This is a genomic window from Leucothrix pacifica (genome assembly GCF_003172875.1).
GTDB lineage: Bacteria > Pseudomonadota > Gammaproteobacteria > Thiotrichales > Thiotrichaceae > Leucothrix > Leucothrix pacifica.
On record NZ_QGKM01000069.1, the window covers coordinates 51,654 to 67,963 of the forward strand.

General features: G+C 46.3%; 19 protein-coding genes and 1 other RNA gene. 16 read left to right on the top strand and 4 right to left on the bottom strand.

Going from position 1 to position 16,310, the window contains the following annotated elements:
* The first annotated feature begins 146 nt into the window (after window positions 1–146).
* The 5 genes from DKW60_RS18415 to DKW60_RS18435 are packed head-to-tail and all read left to right on the top strand — an operon-like array spanning window position 147 to window position 3,291.
* Window positions 147–722, top strand: coding sequence for a redoxin domain-containing protein (locus DKW60_RS18415; RefSeq protein ID WP_109839131.1), 576 nt, complete (start codon window positions 147–149; stop codon window positions 720–722).
* 22 nt (window positions 723–744) lie between these two features.
* Window positions 745–1,503, top strand: coding sequence for a biotin--[acetyl-CoA-carboxylase] ligase (locus DKW60_RS18420; protein WP_109839132.1), 759 nt, complete (start codon window positions 745–747; stop codon window positions 1,501–1,503).
* Window positions 1,503–2,258, top strand: a complete 756-nt coding sequence (locus tag DKW60_RS18425) for a type III pantothenate kinase (protein ID WP_109839133.1) — start codon at window positions 1,503–1,505, stop codon at window positions 2,256–2,258. Before DKW60_RS18420 ends, DKW60_RS18425 begins: the two co-directional genes overlap by 1 nt.
* Window positions 2,258–2,917 (top strand): SPOR domain-containing protein, encoded by a 660-nt coding sequence (locus tag DKW60_RS18430; protein WP_109839134.1) that lies wholly within the window; start codon window positions 2,258–2,260, stop codon window positions 2,915–2,917. Before DKW60_RS18425 ends, DKW60_RS18430 begins: the two co-directional genes overlap by 1 nt.
* Before the next feature lie 2 nt (window positions 2,918–2,919).
* Window positions 2,920–3,291, top strand: coding sequence for a sirohydrochlorin chelatase (locus tag DKW60_RS18435; protein WP_109839135.1), 372 nt, complete (start codon window positions 2,920–2,922; stop codon window positions 3,289–3,291).
* Between the two features lie 31 nt (window positions 3,292–3,322).
* Here DKW60_RS18435 and ssrS read toward each other — a convergent pair.
* A non-coding RNA gene (gene ssrS / locus DKW60_RS18440) (6S RNA) lies at window positions 3,323–3,501 on the bottom strand.
* Between the two features lie 155 nt (window positions 3,502–3,656).
* On the opposite strand from ssrS, the gene lexA reads away from it, so the two are divergent.
* Window positions 3,657–4,256 (top strand): transcriptional repressor LexA, encoded by a 600-nt coding sequence (lexA, locus tag DKW60_RS18445; RefSeq protein ID WP_109839136.1) that lies wholly within the window; start codon window positions 3,657–3,659, stop codon window positions 4,254–4,256.
* Window positions 4,257–4,470: 214 nt separating this feature from the next.
* Window positions 4,471–5,355, top strand: a complete 885-nt coding sequence (locus DKW60_RS18450) for an ankyrin repeat domain-containing protein (RefSeq protein WP_181389783.1) — start codon at window positions 4,471–4,473, stop codon at window positions 5,353–5,355.
* A gap of 65 nt (window positions 5,356–5,420) precedes the next feature.
* Here the strand turns inward: DKW60_RS18450 and coaD are convergent, their stop codons facing one another.
* From coaD to rpoZ, 3 genes are read right to left on the bottom strand one after another with little or no spacing between them, the layout of a single operon-like run.
* Window positions 5,421–5,918 carry a pantetheine-phosphate adenylyltransferase gene (gene coaD / locus DKW60_RS18455; RefSeq protein ID WP_109839138.1) on the bottom strand — a complete coding sequence of 166 codons (498 nt, stop codon included), beginning with the start codon at window positions 5,916–5,918 and terminating at the stop codon, window positions 5,421–5,423.
* Between the two features lie 30 nt (window positions 5,919–5,948).
* Complete coding sequence (locus DKW60_RS18460; protein ID WP_109839139.1) at window positions 5,949–8,078, bottom strand: RelA/SpoT family protein; 2,130 nt, start codon at window positions 8,076–8,078, stop codon at window positions 5,949–5,951.
* A gap of 4 nt (window positions 8,079–8,082) precedes the next feature.
* Window positions 8,083–8,331 carry a DNA-directed RNA polymerase subunit omega gene (gene rpoZ, locus DKW60_RS18465; RefSeq protein ID WP_109839140.1) on the bottom strand — a complete coding sequence of 83 codons (249 nt, stop codon included), beginning with the start codon at window positions 8,329–8,331 and terminating at the stop codon, window positions 8,083–8,085.
* Window positions 8,332–8,532: 201 nt separating this feature from the next.
* On the opposite strand from rpoZ, the gene hemH reads away from it, so the two are divergent.
* From hemH to DKW60_RS18510, 9 genes are all read left to right on the top strand, one after another.
* Complete coding sequence (gene hemH, locus DKW60_RS18470; protein WP_109839141.1) at window positions 8,533–9,645, top strand: ferrochelatase; 1,113 nt, start codon at window positions 8,533–8,535, stop codon at window positions 9,643–9,645.
* Window positions 9,646–10,596, top strand: coding sequence for a lysophospholipid acyltransferase family protein (locus tag DKW60_RS18475; protein ID WP_109839142.1), 951 nt, complete (start codon window positions 9,646–9,648; stop codon window positions 10,594–10,596). It begins immediately after the preceding gene.
* 110 nt (window positions 10,597–10,706) lie between these two features.
* Window positions 10,707–11,594, top strand: a complete 888-nt coding sequence (locus DKW60_RS18480) for an energy transducer TonB (protein WP_109839143.1) — start codon at window positions 10,707–10,709, stop codon at window positions 11,592–11,594.
* 23 nt (window positions 11,595–11,617) lie between these two features.
* Window positions 11,618–12,184 carry a YqgE/AlgH family protein gene (locus DKW60_RS18485; RefSeq protein WP_109839144.1) on the top strand — a complete coding sequence of 189 codons (567 nt, stop codon included), beginning with the start codon at window positions 11,618–11,620 and terminating at the stop codon, window positions 12,182–12,184.
* Window positions 12,185–12,187: 3 nt separating this feature from the next.
* Complete coding sequence (ruvX, locus tag DKW60_RS18490) at window positions 12,188–12,607, top strand: Holliday junction resolvase RuvX (protein WP_109839145.1); 420 nt, start codon at window positions 12,188–12,190, stop codon at window positions 12,605–12,607.
* Between the two features lie 37 nt (window positions 12,608–12,644).
* Entirely contained in the window at window positions 12,645–13,160 is a 516-nt protein-coding gene (gene pyrR, locus DKW60_RS18495; protein WP_109839146.1) for a bifunctional pyr operon transcriptional regulator/uracil phosphoribosyltransferase PyrR, read from the top strand.
* A complete protein-coding gene (locus DKW60_RS18500) occupies window positions 13,147–14,151 on the top strand; it encodes an aspartate carbamoyltransferase catalytic subunit (protein WP_425451367.1) in 1,005 nt (334 codons plus the stop codon). The genes pyrR and DKW60_RS18500 overlap by 14 nt, the downstream gene beginning before the upstream one ends.
* Window positions 14,151–15,443, top strand: coding sequence for a dihydroorotase (locus tag DKW60_RS18505; RefSeq protein ID WP_109839147.1), 1,293 nt, complete (start codon window positions 14,151–14,153; stop codon window positions 15,441–15,443). Before DKW60_RS18500 ends, DKW60_RS18505 begins: the two co-directional genes overlap by 1 nt.
* Complete coding sequence (locus DKW60_RS18510) at window positions 15,440–16,309, top strand: YicC/YloC family endoribonuclease (protein WP_109839148.1); 870 nt, start codon at window positions 15,440–15,442, stop codon at window positions 16,307–16,309. Before DKW60_RS18505 ends, DKW60_RS18510 begins: the two co-directional genes overlap by 4 nt.
* Window position 16,310: the final 1 nt, after the last annotated feature.

A 16,310-nucleotide genomic window follows, 5' to 3' on the forward strand; every position in this document is an offset into this window, starting at 1 on the left:
ATCATTGCTAAGCAGAAGGCCGCCAAGCTATCCGGATTCATTCGGGTAGAGGCGGCCTTTTTGCGTGCTACGAATTAATCTAACTATGTTATTATTTGCCAGATACATAAGGCTTGTTCGAAGGTTAATTTGGGGAATGAATGTAAATGAGTGGATCAGTAAGAAAAAAACGTAAACGTAGCTGGTTGCGATTGTTCACTGAATTATTAGTTATTGTCGGTATTGTCTTTGCCGCTCGCTTCTGGATGCAGCGAGACTTGCCATCGGGGCAAGCGCCTAATTTCCAGGCGGTACTGATGGACGGCAAGGTTGTGAATCTTGAGGATTACAGGGGAGAACCGGTATTGCTGCACTTCTGGGCCAGCTGGTGCAAATTCTGCAAAATGACTGAAGGGTCTATTACGGGCGTACAGAAGGATTGGAATGTATTGAGTGTTGCATTTAAGTCCGGAGATAAAAAAGAAGTCGCTGAATACATAAAAGAAAGAGACCTCGACTCATGGAATGTCATTCCTGACAGCGACGGACGACTGGCTGAGTTGTTTGGTGTGCAGGCTGTACCGGCAAGTTACATCATCGATGGTAAAGGGGCGATCCGTGTCAAAGAGGTTGGTTTGACAACGGGGTGGGGGTTGAGAGTCAGACTCTGGTATGCAAAAAACGTGTCTAGTTTGTCGGCTCTGGTTGGTTTGAAATCTGCTGAAGCTGCTTCCGGTGGTTAATACGCTCAAAGACTTCACATCTATGCACTACAAACTAAATGCAAACAGATTAAGTCAAGGTTGCCAGCAACCTTGGGCGGATATTCGTGTATTCGATACGGTTGACTCCACGAGTAACTGGGTAAAGTCTCAGCAACAGTCTCCGTTGGTCTGTTTGGCGGATCAACAAACAGCCGGACGTGGTCGTCATGGCCAGCTGTGGGATTCAAGCAGTGATGAGAATATTTATCTCTCATTTGGTTGGGAATTTGACGAGCCGCCTGCACATCTTGGCTTGTTGGGTTTGTGGATTGGGGTAGTGGTTGCTGAGGTGCTTGAAAAGCAGGGTATGCAAGGGCACGGGGTAAAGTGGCCAAATGATATTTATTGGCAGCAACAGAAAATGGGTGGCATCCTCATTGAGGCAAGTAATTTGTCCTCCCGTTTGGTTGTTGGAATTGGCTTAAACGTCAATATGGCTGAGGCATCTGATATTGATCAGCCCTGGACAAGCGTGAGTGAGGCAATGGGTCGGTCTGTTGACCGTGAACAGTTGCTGATTGCTTTGTTAGATGCGCTTTTTACATCAATGGTGGAGTTCCCACATGTGGCTGTCAAAGAATTTAAGCATCGTTGGAATCTTTGGGATATCGTCCGTGGTCAACAGGTCACATTTTTTGAGGGTGATGAGCAAGTCAGCGGTATACCGTCAGGTATTGATGACTCAGGTCATTTATTGGTGAAGCTGGAAAGTGGAGCGATCAACGCATTTAACACCAGTATACGAAAGGTGCGTTGGTGATGGAGCTAGTAGTCGATATGGGTAATAGTCGTCTGAAAGCGGCAGTATATTCCGACAGCGAATTATCCGATTTTAAATCAATCCCCTACAACAATGAGCCTGCTATAGAGTGCTTAAAAAAACAGTTGTTGGCTTTCCCTGATCTCACAAAACTGATATTGGTGTCTGTGCTGGGGCAAGGCTTCGAAAGCAGCGTCAGAGGCTATTGTGAGCAGCAAGGTATCAACTTAATTTGGGCAGCCTCATCTGAGAATGCTCAAGGTGTTCAAAATAACTATGCTAAGCCGTTAAGTTTAGGTAGTGATCGATTTGTCGCTTTGGTCGGAGCTAAAAAGCTTTTTCCGAATCAGTATTGTATTGTTGTCGACTGTGGTACCGCAGTAACAGTTGATGCTTTAACATCGGATGGTGTATTTTGCGGTGGGGTTATTATTCCCGGATTGCAATTATGGGGTGATAGCCTGACCAGTAGGGCAAAGCAGTTGGATGCGCATGAGCTGGATCGGCCTTCAGTGCTTGCAAAAGATACGGCACAGGCAATTGGTAGCGGTAGTTTGTATGGTTTGGTAGGTGCAGTTGAAGGCTTATGTCAAAGAATTGAGTCTCAACTCAGGACTACTTATGGTGGTGATATTAGTGTTGTCAGATTGCTATGTGGCGGCGACGCGCACGTCATAGCTAAGCATTCAAGGCTTACTTTTGAGTTAGAGCCACACCTTGTTTTGCTGGGTTTAACGGAATTTTCTGGAACATAATGCGTATTTTGATCATTGCACTGATTACTTTGAATATACTCTACTTTGTGGGTGTGTATTTATTTAGTGTGGCTTTTGATCGTCCGCCGCCATTGAAAGAACCTGGTATTCCGACGATTAAACTTCTCAGTATGAATGCCTCTGGTGGTGCCGGAAGTCCTTCTGCTAATCAATCAGCCATTTGTTTTACGGTTGGTCCCTACAGCGTTGAAAAGACCGCACGCTTAGTGGCGAATAGAATCGCAGATGAAGGTTTTGCTGTTAAAATCTCACGCCAGCAGACTGACAGAATACAGAAATACTTAGTTTTCTTGCCACAGCTTGCCAGTCGTGAAGCGGCTGAGCAGGTAGTTGCTGATATCAAACAGAACCAGATACAGCAAAAGCAGATTAAGCAGTACGAGATTATTGACTCCGGGCCGTATAAAAATGCTATCGCATTAGGCACATTTGATGATCTTGACCGGGCTCGCCGCCATGCTGAGTATGTGCGCTTCTTAGGATATGATGCACGCTATACTGAGCAAAGGCAGAGAGCTTATGTGTACTGGATTGGGTATGACGAGCCGTTTGGTGAATCCATACCCGTAGAGGCATGGAGTAAGCAAGTAGATCCAAAAGTCAGTGTGCAGAAACTTCCCGAAGCCTGCGAGTTTTAAGTATGAAATCCCTTCTATTGGTTGCGCATGGTAGCCGTCTGGTATCGTCAAATGATGCCATCAAGCAATTAACCTCTAAGCTCAGGAGTCGGCTGAATACGTCGGGTTTTGACGGAGTTGAATATGCGTTTCTTGAGCTTACGGAGCCGTCCATACCTGATGGTATCTCATCATTGGTTAAAGAGGGTGCTACTGAAGTCGTGATATTGCCGTACTTTCTGGCGCCCGGTACACACGTGGTCGACGATGTTCCGGAGTTGATAGCGCAGGCTGAAAAAGATTATCCGAATGTTCAGTTCAGAGTAATGACTCACTTGGGGGCGGTAGATGGAATAATTGATTTGATTCTGAGTACTGCGGATGCTACAGCCTGAAATTGTCATGCTGTAGGATTTAACAATAAGGATGAAAACCAAACCGCCGTTGTAGACATTGACCTTGAACCAGCGGTTCAAGTGGGAACCACGAGAAAGGTATTAGGCGTACCGACAAGCGGTCATGCACACAGCCTTTCCACGCCTGTTCCCGGGTAAAGTAATTAGGCTCAAGGGATACCCGAATACTGACAAACAGCCCAGTAATCATCCGTTGGTATAATATAGTCCAATTGATAGGGTTTGTTAAGTGTTGACCGATAGAAACTAATATTTGCCTAAATCGTGTTCAGTTAATGAGAAGAGCTTGAAAGTTTCCATTTTGTTCGATATAAGAGAGTAGGGGCAACTAAAAGGAAACAGGAATGCTGACGAATAAACAAAATATGGTGCTAGGCGTGATTCGCGAGTTTATTCGCGAAAATCAACGTCAGCCAACATTAGAAGAAATTGGATATAAGTTAGGAATTGGTCGTAGTACGGTTCATAAGCATGTTCAGGCCTTGATCCGGGCTGGAAACTTATTTGAGTCGTCAGGTAAGTTCGCCTATGAATATGTGGATGAAGATGATGAGTTAGGCAGTTTGCCATATCTGGGAAGAATTGCTGCGGGTAAGCCAATCGAAGCCATTATCGACCAGAAGCAGATTAATCTTGCACGCTTCTTTTGTGGTGCTGGTCGCTACGTGTTGAAGATCAGTGGTGACTCTATGATTGGTGCCGGTATCTTTGATGAAGACTATGTTGTGATCCGAAAACAAGAGACCGCCAGGCCGGGTACGATTGTAGTGGCATTGGTTGAGGGGCGAGAGGCAACACTCAAATATTATCACCCGCACTCGACAGGTGTTGTCGAGCTCAAACCTGCAAATAATCAGCTCAAAACGATGTATTACCCTGCTGATCAGGTTGAGATTCAAGGCGTCTTAATCGGTGTGTTTAGAGACTATCAGGCTGTTGCTTAGCTATTAGGGCATTAATTTTTCTGTTAATGAATATTTAATGTCCTATTAATGTTCATATGAGATAGAACTATACACATCACCGCCCGATTTGGGCTACACTATTGCATTCGATATTACAGTTTGGGGACTGAAGATGTTGTCGCGATATTTCAGTTTTACGCCTTCAGCGAAGTTAGCATCGCTGTCAATAGTCGTAGTCATCGGGCTCCTGCCTGTGGCAAATGCTAATAGCAATGTATTGTTAGATTCAACGGGTAAGCCTTTACCGAGTGACTTTGGTGCTTTACTCGAGCAGCTTGGGCAATCTTCGGATAGCAATAAGAGAAAAATTTTAGGGCTCGATCCAGCTCCTGCGGCTGTGTCTGCACCTCCCTCGGTTCAAACGTTGCCAACACCATCTCCAAGTACAAAAGCACCTGAGGCTGCAGCTGATGAGGAGTCCGTGGTTGCCGAGGAAGAGAAGCCTGTCGAAAAGCCAAAGAACCCTGCCTTCTATAACCCAGAGTTAGCTCGCCGTCTCTACAATGCGTTGGATGTTGGTGATGCTGCACGCACTAAGTGGTTACTTAAGTCGGGTGCTGGCAATGTCTATGTCACGGATACAAAAGATACAAGTCTGCGCTTGGCAATCAGAAAGCGCTGGGCATCGGTTGTTCGCGTACTTTTGGAACGAGACCCTGATCTTGAGCAAAAGCTGCCGGGGAATGTTAACTTGCTTCATGATGCAAGTGTACAGGGAGCGTATGATATCGCGAAAATGCTCATCGAGGCTGGCTTAGACCCTGAGGAAAAAACTGCAAAGAACTGGACTAATCTACACCTGGCTGCACGCTATGGTCATGTAGACATGGTTCGATATTATCTTTCTCTGGGCTTAGATCCGGATGCACGTAATTCAGAAGGAAATACGGCTCACTGGCTGGCTAGTCATCTAAAGCACTATCAAGTGGCAGGATATTTGTCGAGTCGCACGAATGTGACATCTCACCAAATTTTCGATAACGGCAAGTCCAAAAGTAGTAAAAAAAGTAAGCGCAAGAAAAAGAGTATTAGTCAGGCTTTTTCACCAGCTCAACTCGAAGCGCTGAAGAATCTATAAAGTTCTATATATAACGCATTGAATACGCCGACAAAATACTTAATACGTTTTTTGTCGGCAATAGTTTATTTTAAACTGTTCTGCAGTGCATTCATGACAGCAGGATGTACGAAGCTAGATACATCCCCTCCCAGACTAGCAACTTCCTTAACCAAAGACGATGAGATAAACGCATATTTCTCTTCTGGCATTAGGTATACCGATTCTATCTCGGGACGAAGATTGCGATTCATGCTGGCGAGCTGAAATTCATACTCGAAGTCTGATACGGCACGTAAGCCTCTAATCAGTACACCAGCACCTTCCTCGTCTGCGAAGTCAGTCAGTAAGGTGTTGAAGCCTTTTATGGTGAGGTTGTCGAATTTATCACCGCAAACCTCTTGGGCGAGTTGTATGCGTTCCTCGAGTGTAAATCGCGGGTTTTTCTTTGAGTTAGAAGCAATAGCCAGAATCACGTGATCAAACAGTTCGCATGCACGGCGAAGAAGGTCAGTATGGCCATTGGTGATGGGGTCAAATGTACCTGCATAAATAGCAGTATTCTTACGTTCAGATTGAGTCATGACTTTAGAGGGTGTTGATATAAAAGATGATCAGTGTGGTCTGGTTACGGCTAGCACTAAATCCAGTTCCTGAAGTTTTTTGGCAACATTCCGTAAATGTTCAGTGTCGAGAACTTCAATAACCAGGAAAAATGTTTTTGTATCGTTATCGCCGCTTATGTGCATTTCTTCTGTGTTAATTTCCAGGTTATGCAGCGTATTGCTAACACTAGAAAGTGCACCTACCCGATTGCTGGCTTCAATAGATAGGGCCGCAGGGTAAGTTTGATCCTGATGTTTAGACCAGGAGATTTTCAAAGGTCGTGTATCGGATTTATCAAGGTTTTTGCAATCAGCGCGGTGTATGGCTAAGCCGTGACCTTTTTCAAGTTGTGCAACAATGATGTCACCGGGGATTGGGTAACAGCATGATTGTAACTCAACCGCTAATCCCTCCGTACCTTTAATCGGAATGGGCTGGTCGGCATCATCCTCGCTGACTTTGAGTAGGCTGTCCTCGTCGACTAGCCGCCGTGCGAGTAATTTCGCGCAATGGTCGCCTTGTGCAATGTGGCTATAAAGATCGTCAGCATCTTTGAGTTTTAACGTGCTTAGGGTGCCTTTGAGTTGATCTGGTTGTATTGTGCTGATATCAGCATGGTATGGCATCAGTGCTTCATTAAGCAGTTTCTTTCCTAATGCAATAAACTCACCATCTTTACGATTGTTTATCCAGTGTCTGATTGCCGCTCTGGCCTTACCTGTTGCGACGAAATTTAGCCAGTTAGGTTGTGGTCGTGCATTTTCGCCTTTGTAAATACGTACGGTCGCACCGTTCTTAAGTGGTGTGCTTAGTGGAGCTCTTCGATTGTCCACGACGGCATAAGAGCAGCTATTACCCAGATCGGTATGGATCTCATAGGCAAAGTCGATAGGCGTTGAACCTCTCGGCAGGGTGCGGATATCTCCTCGTGGCGTATAGACCTGAATATCCTGAAGAAACAGATCAGATGTGATGTCCTCCATGAACTCGGAAGGGCTACCATTCGCTTTGTTAATGTCAGCAACCTGCTTGATCCAGCGATCCAAATAGGTCTTCGAAAAGTCGGTTGCTGTCATTGAGTTGGGGTAGCGGAAGTGCGACGTCACACCGTACTGAGAGACCTGATACATCTGCTTGGTTTGTATTTCAACCTTGAGTAGTTGACGCTCGTAGGTGATTAGCTCAGTTTGAAGTGCCTGATAGCCGTATGCCTTACGCGCTGCTATGAAGTCCTTAAACTTGCCGGTTTTAGGGCTGTAGAGTTGATGTACTGCACCAAGCGCTAGATAGCACTCAGGTGTTTTGTCGACCAATACGCGAATCTCAATACCGTCAGACTCATTGCTCAGGTATTTGTTGGACTTAAACTTTTGTGCGTCCTCATAGATACGGTATAGATTCTTCTCCCACAAAAAAACCGAACTTTCGACTTGCTGGGAGCGTAGAGCTTCAGTGATGTCGTTTAGGATTCGGTCGTAGGTGGTTCTGTTATGGCTAATGTTGGCAGCAGCAGATTTACGTAGAATTTCATATCGCCAAGGATGTAGATGCATTAAGCACAGCGTTTGAAGTTCTTTGCGAAGCATGTTTATGCCCATTTTGCGGGCAAGAGGAGCATGTATCTGTAGTGTCTCGTTAGCAATACGACGCTTTTTCTCAGCAGGCATTGAGCCAAGTGTACGCATATTATGCAGACGGTCTGCTAGCTTTATAAGTACGACCCGGTAGTCCTGAGTCATTGCGATCATCATCTTCTGGAAGCTTGCTTCAGCAGCTTCTGTGCGAGATGTGAAGTGATTGCCTGCTAGCTTAGTAACGCCATCAACGAGTTCGGCAACAACTAGCCCGAAGTGCTCCGTGATGTATTCTTTGGAATATTCAGTGTCTTCTATGACGTCGTGGAGCAGGGCAGCACATAGCGTATCAACGTCCATGTGCAAGTCCGCAAGAATGCGGGCGACTTCCAGAGGATGGTGTATATAGAGTTCGCCAGACTTCCGGCGAACATCTGCATGGGCTTTAGCGGCAAATTCGTAAGCGCTTTGCGTGGTTTCAATATCCTCAGGCGTTTGGTATCGCTGAACGATGCGATATAAATCTGTGGATACGAAAGCCGGAGCTGCGCTAGCCGCAGTCATGGTACTAAGCTTCGATGTTGATTTCGAACGCGTCTTGATGGCTCTGCTGTTCCAGCTCAGGATTTACCTGCGATTCAGCGGCTACATCATCTGCAATTTCGCGTAGAGCAATGACGGTTGGTTTGTCATTATCCCGCTCTACTAATGGCTCTGCACCATTGGCGATTGCGCGTGCGCGTTTCGATGCCTGAAGGACGAGTGCATAGTTGCTCTCTACGTGCTTTAGACAGTCTTCGACCGTAACTCTGGCCATATTTAAACCCAACTATTTTTATTGCAAGGGTTGTCAATTATAGACAGCTGTTAATTAATTGCTAGCCTAAAAATGCGCGATTGAATAAATCAAGGTATAAAATAGTGATTTACCGAAAACATTAGTTACTATGCTATCCTTCGGCGCGCCATATTGGGTCCGTGTGCCACAGAATTCTAACCTTACAGATAGGTAAAAGTGATGAGTCGATACAGTCATGATGAGCAGTTTTTTCATGGAAAAGCCGAAAGTGTAGGTGTTTTGTTGGTAAATCTCGGAACACCAGATGAACCAACTACTCCGTCGGTCAGAAAATACCTTAAGCAGTTTTTATCTGACGGAAGGGTGGTGGAAATTCCACGCGTAATCTGGTGGTTTATCTTAAATGGCATCATTTTGCGTCGCCGTCCGGCCGCCAGTGCAAAACTTTATGCATCGGTCTGGACTGACGAGGGCTCACCATTACTCGTTCATAGTAAAAATATTCAACAATCATTGCAGCATGAAATGTCAGTTAGATTTAATGGGCCCGTTCATGTGGAACTTGCCATGCGTTATGGCAATCCATCGATTTTGGCCGGACTAAGAGCGCTGCGAGCGAAAGGTGCAAGAAGATTATTAGTGCTGCCGCTGTATCCGCAATATTCAGCGACTACCACTGCAACAAGTTATGACGCAGTCAGTCAGGAAATGAAACGCTGGCGTTGGTTGCCGGAAATTCGTTTTATTAATCAATATCACGATAACCAACGATACATTGATGCATTAGCGCAAAGTATTGAGGCGCACTGGGCTAAACATGGCAAACAGGAAAAGCTAATGATGTCTTTTCATGGGTTGCCTAGGCGCAATCTTGAACTAGGCGACCCATACCATTGCCAATGTCATAAAACGGGGCGTCTGCTGGCAGAAAAGTTGGGCCTTAAAGAAGGGGAGTGGCTTGTCACATTCCAGTCACGATTTGGTCGGGCAGAATGGTTGAAGCCATACACAGACAAGACACTGGAAAAGTTAGCAGGAGAGGGTCTTAAGAGTATTGATGTGGTTTGTCCTGGTTTTCCGGCAGATTGTTTGGAGACGCTGGAGGAGATAGCTGTCGAAAACTGCGAGGTGTTTAAAGAGGCTGGAGGTGAGTCTTACCGTTATATTCCGGCTTTGAATAATGATCCGGAGCATGTGCAGGTGCTGGCAGATTTAATTCAGCAACATTCGCAAGGCTGGCCAGAGGTGAGTCCGGACTGGAGTGAGTTGGCAGATGAAGCACGTAACAAGCAAGCGCAGACACTGGCAAAGGCTAAAGGCGCTAAACTCTAAGTGTCGGTTGCGTCAGACAAAATAGTGAATCAGAAAGGCTTGCCATTCACCCGTGATCTACTTTACCCAAAGTATTGGTTGTCTTGGTTGGGCGTTGGAGTTGCCACTGTTTTGAGTGTGCTACCTCAGTCACTAAGGCATCGTTTGGGTGTTTCTATTGGTGAATACCTGTATAAAAACAGCCCTAAACGCCGTAAATACGCGGGAGCCAACCTTCGGCAAGTGTACCCTGAAGTTAGCGATGCGGCATTGAATGAAAAGGTTCGGCAGCATTTGCATTGGTATGGTAAGGGGTTGGTGGATTACACCGTATTCTTTTTTGCTCCTAAGCGGCGGCTTAAAAAATTGGTCGGTATTAGCGGTGGTGACTCATTATTGAAAGCAGCTGAAAATGATAAGGCTATCATTTTGTTGCTAACACATAGCGTTATGTTGGAATTTGCGGCGGTTGCTTTGTCGCTCGAAGACTTGCACAGTTTTGGTTCCTATAAAAAATCTAAGAACCCGGTGTTGGATTGGATGATTGCGAGAAGTCGCTGTCGCTTTGTAGATTTTGTGGTGTCACGTGAGGATGGTTTGCGGCCTTTGGTCAAAGCGATACAGTCTAAAAAAGTGATGATCTTCTTGCCGGATGAGGATTTGGGGTTGGAGAATGGTGTATTTGCCCCGTTTTTTGGAAGGCAAAAAGCGACACTCACAACACCGGCCCGACTTACTAAGTTGGGCAAAGCCGAGGTTTTCGCCGGTTTCGTGGCTTTTGATCAGGCTAGTAAAAGGTACAATTTACATGTGCAAAGCATGCCTGAGTCTTATCCGTGCGCCAATGCAGAAAAGGATGCCTCAGTAATGAACCAGGCATTTGAATCACTCATCGAACGCGAACCACTTCAATATATGTGGCTGATGCGTCTGTTTAAAACCACACAAGAGTCAGATCAGCCGCTCTATTAATCTTACTGTCAGCCTCGTTGTTGTAAGTTGACTGCTGGGGTTGATGGGGATACCCTACTAGTTATATTCAAGACTTAAAATAAAAACAACAGTCAGTAGCGAGTCGGATTATGTCCACGATTTTTTCAGATAAAGCCCAGAAGAACCCACTGTTCACGACGTTTCCTGTTGCGATCTTTTTGCATGGGGTATTGATTTTTGCCACAGGCTTTATGACTCCTGAGCCCAATGCAGTGAGAAAAAGTACGTTGCTGGATATCACCTTGGTGAATTCCCACTCTGACTTTGCGCCAAAGGATGCTGACTTTATTGCTGAGTCAAACCAGCAGGGCAGCGGTACGCTGGATAAAAAACAAAAGATCACCAGTCGTTCGGCCTCAGAAACACCCAATGACGAGAATGGTGATAAAACCTTCAGTAGCGAAGAGGCTGCTCCAACGGTTGTTCCGAAGCCTAAGCCTCAGGTGTTAACCACCAAAGGTAAGACCAGTAAGACGGTCAAAAAAGAGGTGCAGGAGGAAGAGGTTAAAGAGACTCGCGTTGTTAAAACAGAAGTGTCTGAAAAGGCAGAAAAGATCGCCATGCTAATGGCGGAAATGAATAAAGAAGAACAGAAATATGCCCGGCGCCCTCGTATTCACTTTGTGGATTCGATCAGTGCTAAGAGTGCAGTTGAGGCGCGTTATATTAAAGATTGGGCAAAGAAATTAGAGCGCATTGGTAATATCAACTTTCCTGATGAGGCGATTCGCTTAAGTTTGAGCGGGACATTGATCCTTAATGCAACACTTGACCGGGCGGGGCGTGTTGTTGAGATGCAGATTGATGTATCATCAGGTAGTAGGATATTGGACAAGGCTGCGCTGCGAATTGTGAAGTTAGCCGCACCGTATGAGCCATTACCGTCCGAAATCCGCAAAAAATACGATCGCCTTAACATCACTCGTTCAATTGTATTTCATAAAGAGAATGGCAGGGCGGCTTTCTACACAAATTAACCTTGTGAGTGTCCTGACCTGATATGCAACTGACATCCTCAAATTTGCGTAATCAACTTCTGATTGCTATGCCGGCAATGGATGACCCGAGCTTTTCTCATACCGTGACTCTGATCTGCGAGCATACCGATGAGGGCTGTTTTGGGGTAGTCATTAATCGTCCTATTGATGTAACCGTGGGTGACTTGTTTAAACAATTGGAAATCGCTTCGGTTGAACAGTCCTTATTAGATTACTCAGCGTTAAGCGGTGGCCCGGTTCAGCCGAGCCAAGGCTTCGTCCTGCATGATACGGCACGCTCGTGGGAAGGCACACTTCAGGTTAGCGATGAGTTATCAGTCACCTCATCACGCGATATTCTTGATGATATTGCAGCAGGTGAGGGACCGGATAATTTCTTATTGGCGCTAGGTTGTGCCAGTTGGTCTCCCGGTCAGGTTGAAGATGAGCTTCGCCAGAATGCCTGGTTAACTTGCCCGGCGAATGCCCGTATTTTATTTGATACGCCCTACGACAAGCGCTGGACCAGTGCTGCGGAAATTCTTGGTGTTGATGTTAATTTGATTAGTCCCACTGTGGGGCATGCATAAGTCATGTCGACGGTCATGGTGTTTGATTTTGGTTTACAGCGAACGGGTGTTGCTGTGGGGAATACGATTGTAGGGACAGCGTCAGCCGTCGAGACTCTGCAAAGTATCAACAATAAACCGAATTGGGATGGTATTTCCCGTCTGATAGAGCAGTGGGCACCTTCCCAATTAGTGGTTGGTATGCCAAAGCAACTCGATGGTCAAGATACCCCGCTAACCGCCCCTATTGAGAAATTCTGCAATCAATTAAATGGCCGATACAATCTGCCAGTGGCTCAGGCGAATGAGCAGTTTACCTCAATTGAAGCAGGGCGACGCTTGAAGGAAGTGCGCCAGGCTGGCCGTAAGCGTAAGGTGAAAAAAGAAGAAGTGGATCAAATATCCGCCGTGATAATTTTTGAAAATTGGTACCAAAACCAATAAATAATCCCTTGAATTAATCTCTGGAATGTCAGTTCTTATGGAATACGATAATAAGCGTGTTGATGCTCTGTTGTTAAAAATGCAATCAGATCTGGAAGCACATATAAAAGCCGCCAATATTAGTAATCCCATGATGGTGGGTATTCACTCAGGTGGTGTATTAGTCGCACAACGGTTGCATGAGGCGATGGCTATCGAAGATACCTTGGGTGAACTGAATAGTGGGTTTTATCGGGATGATTTTTCCAGTAATGGCTTAAGTGCACAAATGAAGCCTTCATTGATGCCATTGAGTGTCGAAGATCGTCACATCATCTTGGTCGATGATGTATTATACACCGGCCGCACCATCAGGGCGGCAATGAATGAATTATTCGATTATGGTCGTCCGGCAAGTATCACGCTGGTGGTTTTAATTGATCGTTGCCATCGTGAGTTACCCATTGAGGCTCAGGTGGTAGGTGTAAAACATGAGCTTGGGCCGGATCAATACCTGCAAGTCTCAGGGCCGGATCAACTCGCAATGAGTATAATTCAACGTGAGCAGCATTAAGGCAAATTTGGTTCCCGGTCCCTTGCCGGCATCACTTCAGCTGACCTCCGATGGCAAGTTGAAGCACTTTTTAACGACAGAAGGCTTATCAAAGGAATTACTCACCGAAATCCTTGATAGAGCAGAGCAATTCGTCACCTTACCAAGTAAAGCACAGAACAAGTTTCCACTGTTGCGTGGTAAGACCGTGATGAATTTGTTCTTTGAAAACTCCACCCGCACTCGTATCACCTTTGAGCTGGCCGCTCAACGTCTCTCCGCTGATATCGTGAATTTGGATATCCGTAGTTCATCAGCCTCTAAAGGCGAAAGTCTGTTGGATACCATACGCAACTTGGAAGCCATGAACTGTGATGTGTTTGTGGTGCGTCATCATCACAGCAGTGCACCGCATTTTATCGCCCGTTACTGCGCACCGCATATTAGCGTGTTGAACGCGGGTGATGGTTATCATGCACACCCTACGCAGGCAATGCTGGATATGCTGACGATTCGTCAACATAAGCCGGATTTCTCAGCACTGACCGTCGCAATCACAGGTGATATCCGTCACTCACGGGTAGCGCGCTCACAAATTCATGCGCTCAATACATTAGGCGCTAAAGAAATCAGATTGATCGCACCGGGAACCTTGATGCCCGCCGGAATTGAGCAAATGAACGTGAAAGTGTTTAGTTCTCTAGACGAAGGTCTTCGTGATGCCGATGTGGTGGTGATGTTGCGCTTGCAAAAAGAACGTATGCAAGGTGCGATGCTGCCATCAGAAAAAGAATACTTCTCTCTGTATGGTTTAACTGAAAAGCGCCTGAAGTTGGCAAAACCAGATGCCATTGTGATGCATCCCGGGCCGGTTAACCGTGGGGTAGAGATTGAATCCTCAGTTGCTGATGGACCGCAATCGGTGATTATGCAACAGGTCACCAATGGTATCGCTGTTCGTATGGCAGTGATGTCGATGGTGGTGGATTCACAGTCTAAGGGGCAGGGTTAATGACACAATTATTGATTAAACAAGCACGGGTAGTAGATCCGGCCAGTGATTTGAATAAAGTCTGTGATGTGTTAGTTACTGACGGTAAAGTTGCGCAAATTGATGCTGAAATCACCGCAACTGATGGGATGTCGGTGCTGGATGCAACAGGTAAATGGATGTTGCCGGGGTTGGTTGATTTAGGTGCTTATGTGCGAAATCAAGAGCGTGTTGCGACAGTTGAATCGGAGTCTATAGCGGCTGCAAACGCTGGTATTACCCGACTTTGTTGTATGCCGGAGTCAGCTAAAATTACCGACACAACTGCTGAGGTGACACTCATTCAAGAGAAGGCCTCGCATAGTGGGAAAGTCTGGTTTGAGGTTGTTGGCAGTTTGACTGCGGGCTTGGGCGGAGAGCAACTGAGTAATATGGCTGGGCTTAAAAAAGCAGGGTGTGTGGCGGTCAGTCAGGGACATCATGAGTTTGAAAGCCTCGATATTATGCGCAAAGCCATGGAGTATGCGCAGACTTGCGGGATTAAATTATTTATACAGCCATTAGAGCATGGTTTGGCCGGTAAAGGCTGTGTCCATGACGGTGCGATAGCGACGCGTGTGGGTCTGCCGGGTATACCGGTTGCCGCTGAAACGGTTGCTTTGTCGCAAATTTTATTGATGGCCGAGCAGACAAAAGTGGATGTTCATTTTTGCAGGCTTTCCAGTGCGGCAGGTGCGGATATGATTCGTCAAGCCAAGGCACGTGGCTTGTCGGTTACCGCGGATGTGGCAGCGCACCAGCTTCATCTGAGTGAGCAGGATATCGTTGATTACAACCCACTGTGTCACACACTTCCACCTCTGCGAAGTGAAGCGGATCGTGATGCGTTGAGGCAAGCTGTTCGTGAGGGGGTGATTGATGCGATTTGTTCTGATCATCAGCCACATGATATCGATGCCAAGTTAGCGCCGTTTCAGGAATCCAGTCCGGGTATTTCCGCGTTAGAATCCCTATTGCCCTTGACCATGAAATTAGTGGATGAGGGGGCATTGACCCTTCAGGAGGCCATCACTAGTGTGACGTCTAATGCTGCCGATATTATTAACCGGCCTCATGGACGTTTGTCTGTAGGCAGCGATGCTGACTTTCTGATTTATGATCCTTTGCTGCAGTGGATATTTGATCCGGCTGCTATGTATAGCCACGGTAAAAATAGCCCGTTTGAGGGTTGGGAATTTAACGGGAAACTACTGCGTACATACGTCAAAGGCCAACGAGTGGATCACCATTCCAATGATGAGGCTTTGACATGATTAGAAGTATGACGGCATTCGCACGAGGTGATTGTGTAGGCAAAAATGGTGCTTTAACGTGGGAAATTCGTACGGTGAACCACCGCTATCTGGAGAGCACATTACGCCTGCCGGAAGGATTTCGCAGTCAGGAAAACGAGTATAAAGAAGTTATTCGGAGTTTGTTGTCACGCGGAAAAGTTGATGCCACTTTGCGATTTGAAATTGAAGGCGCGCAACAGGCAGCAGCATTAAATGTAGACACTAGCTTAGTGAAGGTGCTGTTAGAAGCTCAGCAGCAAGTCAAAGAGCTGACTACGGATGCCAATTCATTATCAGTTGCTGAAATCCTGAATTGGCCGGGTGTTGTTAAACCTAAAGCAACTGATTTCGAAGATTTATTCAGTGATGCGATCAGCTTATTAAAAGACACACTTAACGATTTGGTTGATGCTCGTGGCCGGGAAGGTGTGCGCTTGGTTGGGTTTATTGAGCAACGTTGTGATCAGATAGAAACCATTGTGACAGCGGTGACCGCACGCCGTGAGGTCGTTGTTGACGGGGCGAGAGAGCGATTGATGCAGCGCATTGAGGGGCTGGACCTTGAGTTTGATCCTCAGCGATTGGAGCAGGAGCTGGCTATTCAGGCGCAGCGTTTAGATGTCAGTGAGGAATTGGATCGGCTGGTGGCACACATCGCGGAACTGCGCCAGATTTTAGGGAGTGGTAAAGCGGTCGGGCGTCGTCTGGACTTCCTTATGCAGGAGCTTAACCGGGAGGCCAACACGTTGGGGTCAAAGTCGAATGATGCGGAAACCACTCGCCACTCCATGGACTTAAAAGTATTAATTGAGCAAATGCGGGAACAGATTCAAAACATAGAATAAT